This is a genomic window from Corallococcus sp. CA047B (assembly GCF_003612065.1).
GTDB lineage: Bacteria > Myxococcota > Myxococcia > Myxococcales > Myxococcaceae > Corallococcus > Corallococcus praedator.
Map to the genome: position 1 here is coordinate 1 of NZ_RAWD01000454.1, position 5,916 is coordinate 5,916.

Here is a 5,916-nt window from a genome sequence, read left to right on the forward strand (position 1 = left end):
AGACGTGTATAAGAGACAGGGTGGAGCACCACGACGCGCTGCGGATGCGCTACGTGCGCGGCGACTCCGGGTGGACGCAGCACAACGCGGGCCTTGAGAAGGCCCTGGTGTTGGAGCAGGTGGATGTGTCCGCGTTGTCCGAAGCGGAGCAGGCCCGGGCGCTCGCGGATGCGGTGGCGCGGACCCAGGCGAGCCTTGATTTGAGCGAGGGCCTGTTGCTGCGCGCGCTGTTGATCGAGCGCGGCGCGGGACGGACGTCGCGGCTGCTGCTGGTGGTGCATCACTTGGTGGTGGACGGCGTGTCGTGGCGCGTGCTGCTGGAGGACCTGGGCACGGCCTACGTGCAGCGGCGTGAAGGTCGCGCGGTGGAGCTGCCGGCGAAGACGACGTCCTTCCAGGCGTGGGCGCGCAAGCTGGAGACGTACGCGCGAGGCCCGGAGCTGGAGAAGGAAGCCGCGTGGTGGCTGTCGCAGCCGCAGGACGCGTGCGCATTGCCGGTGGATACGGTGGGGGACAACACCGTGGCCTCCGCGCGCGGCGTGGTGGTGAAGCTGGACGCGGAAGAGACGCGGGTGCTGTTGCAGGAAGTGCCGGCTGCGTACCGGGCGACGGTGAACGAAGTGCTGGTAGCGGCACTGGCGCGCGTGCTGACGAAGTGGACGGGCCAGCCTCAGGTGCGCGTGGATGTGGAAGGCCACGGCCGTGAGGAGCTCTTCGCGGACGCGGACGTGGCACGGACGGTGGGCTGGTTCACGTCGCTGTATCCGGTGGTGCTGGAGGTGCCTGAAGCAGGCACGCCCGGAGACGCACTGCGCGCGGTGCGGGACACGCTGCGGCAGATGCCGGGCAAGGGCGTGGGCTACGGGCTGCTGCGCTACCAGGGCCCCGAGTCGGTGGTGGCGAAGCTGAAGCAGGCGCCGAAGGCACAGGTGGCGTTCAACTACCTGGGGCAGTTCGACGCGCTGGCGACGGGAGCAGGAGGCTTCACCCTGGCCAAGGAGTCCTCGGGCCCGGTGATGGGGGAGGGCGGACAGCGCGGACACGTGCTGGAGGTAAACGGGCTGGTGGTGGGAGGCCAGCTGGAAGTGACGTGGACGTACAGCGAAGCGCTCCACACGAGGGCAACAGTGGAAGCCCTCGCGCAGGCGTACACGGAAGCCCTGCGCACGCTGGTGACGGGGCGCCAGACGGAGGACGCGGCGAGGTACACGCCGGCGGACTTCCCCCTGGCGAAGCTGGACGCGCGCACGCTTTCGCAGGTGCAGGCGAAGGTGGACGGGTTCGAGGACATCTACCCGCTGTCACCGATGCAGCAGGGCATGCTCTTCCACGCGCTGCTGGCGCCGACGTCGGGCGTGTACTTCGAGCAGCTCTCCTGGTCCTTCCACGCGCCCCTGGACACGCAGGCGCTGCGGCGCACGTGGGAAGAACTGCTTGCGCGGCACGCGGTGCTGCGCACGACGTTCCTCTGGGAAGGGCTGGAGGAGCCGTTGCAGGTGGTGCGCAAGCAGGTGGCGCTGCCGTGGCGGGAACTCGACTGGCGGGGCCAGACGGAAGAGGCCCAGCGGCAGCAACTGGAGACCTTCCTGGCGGAGGACCGGACCCGGGGCTTCGACCTCGCGGAGGGGCCGCTCCTGCGCATCGCGCTGGTGCGCCTGGACACGAACGTCCACCGGTTCATCTGGAGCTTCCACCACACGATGCTCGACGGTTGGAGCATGGCCCTGCTGCTCAAGCAGGTCTTCGCGCTCTACCAGGCGCGGGTGCAGGGCCGCGTGCTTCCGAAGGGCCCCGCGGGCGCCAACTACCGGGACTACATCGCCTGGCTGCGGCAGCAGGACACAGGGCGCTCGGAGGACTTCTGGCGCGCGGAGCTCGCGGGCATCCAGGCCCCGACGTCCCTTCCGGGTGACACGCACGCGGCGGTGTCCGTGCCCCAGGGTCACGCCGAGCGTTCGATCCACCTGTCATCGCGGTCCACCGCCGCGCTCCAGGCCTTCACGCGACGCCAGCAGCTCACGTTGAACACGCTGGTGCAGGCAGGCTGGGCGCTGGTGCTCGCCCGTCACAGCGGAGAGCCGGACGTCGTCTTCGGCGCCACCGTGTCCGGCCGGCCTCCGGAGCTGCCGGGGGCGGAGGACGCGCCCGGCCTCTTCATCAACACGCTCCCGGTCCGCATGCACATCGCGGCGGATGCCACCGTGGTGTCGTGGCTGCGGCAACTGCAGGCGCGTCAGACGGAGTCGCAGGCGCACGAGCACGACTCGCTGGTGCGGGTGCAGGGCTGGAGCGAGGTGCCCCACGGGACGCCGCTGTTCCAGAGCCTCTTCGCCTTCGAGAACTACCCGCTGGATGCGTCGCTCATGGCGCAGGGCAATCCGCTCGGCATCCGCGACGTGCGCGGCATCGAGCGCAGCAACTACCCCCTCACGGCCCTGGCGCTCCCGGGACGCGAGCTGCTCCTGAAGCTGTCGTACGACACGCCCCGGTACAGCGCGCAGGGCGTGGACCGGCTGCTGGAACAGTGGAAGCAGGCCGTGGAAGGGCTCGTGGCGGGCGAGGCGGGGCGGGTGTGGGAGGTCGGAATCCTGTCGGCGGAGGAGCGGCAGCGGGTGCTGGTGGAGTGGAACCAGACACAGGCGACGTTCCCTCGGGATGCGACCCTGCCCCGGCTCTTCGAGGCGCAGGTGGCGCGCACGCCCGGGGCGACCGCGGTCATCAGCGGCACGCGGCACCTGACGTACCGGGAGGTGGAGGCGCGCTCGAACCAGCTCGCCCACCGACTGCGGAAGCTGGGCGTGGGGCCGGAGTCGCCGGTGGGCCTGTGCGTGGAGCGCACGGAAGACCTCATCATCGGCACGCTGGGCATCCTCAAGGCCGGTGGCGCGTACGTGCCCCTGGACCCGAGCTACCCGAAGCAGCGCCTGGCCTTCCTGCTGGAAGACGCGCGAGGCCCGGCGTTGGTGGCGCACTCGCACCTGCTGGAGGCACTGCCTGCCTTCAGCGGGCAGGCGGTGTGCCTGGACCGCGAAGCGGACTGGGAGGACGAGTCCACCTGCCCCGTTCATGTGGATGTTGAGCCGGAGAACGTCGCGTACCTCATCTACACGTCCGGCAGCACGGGACGTCCGAAGGGCGTGGCCATCACCCACCGCGGCGCGGTGGCCTTCCTGACGTGGGCCCTGGAGACGTTCGACGAGGAGGAGACGCGCGCCGTGCTGGCGTCGACGTCGCTCAACTTCGACCTGTCCGTGTTCGAGCTGTTCACGCCGCTGGCCCGCGGCGGCACCGTGGTGGTGGTGCGCAACGCGCTCCAGTTGGCGGAGGAGAAGCTCGAAGCGGCCGTGACGCTCATCAACACCGTGCCGTCCGCGATGGCGCAGTTGGTGCGGTTGAACGCGCTGCCCCCGTCGGTGCGGGTGGTGAACCTGGCGGGCGAAGCGCTGCCAGAGTCCCTGTCGAAGCAGGTGTACGGCATTCCAACCGTACACAAGCTCTACAACCTCTACGGCCCCTCCGAGGACACGACGTACTCGACGTGGTCGCGGGTGGGGCGCGACGAGGTGCCGAACATCGGCCGGCCCGTCGCGAACACGCGGGCGTACGTGCTGGATGCGTCCTTCCAGCCCGTGCCGGTGGGCGTGGCGGGGGAGCTGTACCTGGCGGGCGACGGACAGGCGCGCGGCTACCAGCTGCGCCCGGATCTCACCGCGGAGAAGTTCCTTCCGGAGGTGCACGGCCCTGCTGGCAGTCGCATGTACCGCACGGGCGACCTGGCCCGCTGGCGCGAGGACGGCGTGCTGGAATACCTGGGCCGCGCGGACACGCAGGTGAAGGTGCGTGGCTTCCGCATCGAACTGGGCGAGGTGGAGACGGCGCTGGCCCGGTGCCAGGGCGTGCGCGAGTGCGTTGTGGTGGCGCGGGATGAAGGGGCGTTGGGCAAGCGGCTGGTGGCGTACGTGGCCGGTGAGGCCCTGGACGTCGCGAGCGTGCGCTCGGCGCTGAAGGACGCACTGCCTGAGTACATGGTGCCGTCGGCCTTCGTCGTGCTGCCGGCGCTGCCGCTCACGCCCAACGGCAAGGTGGACCGCAAGGCCCTTCCTTCGGTGGAGCCGGTGGCGGATGCCCGCGAGTCCTACGTCGCGCCAAGGACTCCGACGGAAGAGGTCCTGGCCGGGGAGTGGGCGCAGGTGCTGGGCGTCGCACGGGTGGGAACGCGGGACGGCTTCTTCGACCTGGGTGGCCACTCGCTGCTGGCGACGCAGGTGATTTCACGGATCCGTTCCACCCTAGGGGTGGAGCTGCCGCTGCGTGCGCTCTTCGAAGCGCCCACCGTCGCGGAGCTGGCCGCGCGCATCGACGAAGCCCGACGGGGCACCGTGGGCGACGGGCCGCCTCCGCTGGTCGCGGCGCAGGCGGAGGGCGCGACGCCGTTGTCCTTCGCGCAGCAGCGGCTCTGGTTCATCGATCAGCTCGAACCGGGAACCGCCACCTACAACATCCCCGCCGCCGTCCGGATGGAAGGCCCGCTGGACGTGCCCGCGCTGGAGCATGCCCTCCAGTTCCTGCTCCTGCGCCATGAAGCGCTGCGGACGCGGATCCGCTCTGACGAAGGCCACCCCGTGCAGGTCATCCTGCCAGCGTGGGCGCTGCACCTGGTCCCCGTGGACCTGGGCGCGGTGGACGCGGCCGAGCGTGAGACGGAAGCGCAGCGGCTCGCGGGAGAGGAAGCGCGCCGGCCCTTCGAGTTGTCCCGAGGCCTGCTCTTCCGGGCGACGCTGCTGCGGCTCACCGAGCAGCAACACGTGCTGCTGCTGACGGTGCACCACATCGTCTCCGACGGTTGGTCCATGGGCGTCCTCGTGCGCGAGCTGACCGCGCTCTACGAGGCGTTCCGCACGGGCCAGCCCGCGTCGCTGCCGGAGCTTCCGGTGAGCTACACCGACTACGCGACGTGGCAGCGCGGCTGGTTGCAGGGCGACGCGCTGGAGGCGCGGCTCGCGTGGTGGATGCGGCAGCTCGGTGAGGGGACGCAAACGCTGGAGCTGGCGACTGATCGTCCGCGTCCGGCGGTGCAGACGTTCCGGGGCGCGCGTCTGCCGCTCGCGGTGCCCGCCGCGCTGTCCGACGCGCTGCGGGCCCTGGGCCGTCGCGAGGGCGTGACGCCGTTCATGACGCTGCTCGCGGCGTGGCAGGTGTTGCTGTCGCGGTACAGCGGGCAGGACGACATCCGCGTGGGCACGCCCATCGCGGGCCGCGACCGCACGGAGCTGGAGGGACTGGTCGGCTTCTTCGTCAACACGCTGGTGCTGCGCGCGAAGCTCGGGGGCGGGCTGACGTTCCGCGAGCTGCTCAAGCAGGTGCGTGAGACGACGCTGGGTGCGTTCGCCCATCAGGAGGTGCCGTTCGAGAAGCTGGTGGAGGCCCTGGCTCCCGAGCGCGACCTGCGCCGACCGCCGCTGTTCCAGGTGATGTTCGCGCTCCAGCAGGAGACGCTGACCGAGCAGCGGCTGCCCGGCGGGCTGTCCCTGTTCCCGATGGAGGCGGACGATCGCACGGCCAAGTACGAGCTGACGCTGTCGCTGTCCGACACGCCGACGGGGTTCTCCGGGTCGATTGAGTACAACACCGACCTGTTCGACGCGGCGACGGTGGAGCGGATGGCGGGGCACCTGGAGGTGCTGCTGCAGGGAATCGCGGCGAACCCGGACGCGAAGGTGGGGCGTCTGGAGCTGCTGACGGCGGAGGAGCGGCAGCGGCAGGTGGTGGCGTGGAACGCGACGCGCACGGCGTACCCAAGGGAGCAGTGCGTCCACACGCTGGTGACGGAGCAGGTGGAGCGCACGCCGGACGCGGTGGCACTGGACTTCGCGGGGGAGCAGCGGACGTACCGGCAGGTGGAGACGCGGGCGAACC

1 protein-coding gene is annotated in these 5,916 nt (G+C 70.7%); it reads left to right on the top strand.

Going from position 1 to position 5,916, the window contains the following annotated elements; genetic code table 11:
- Nucleotides 1-20 precede the first annotated feature (20 nt).
- The coding region (locus D7X74_RS38660; RefSeq protein ID WP_120537970.1) for a non-ribosomal peptide synthetase at nt 21-5,916 on the top strand (5,896 nt) is incomplete at its 3' end.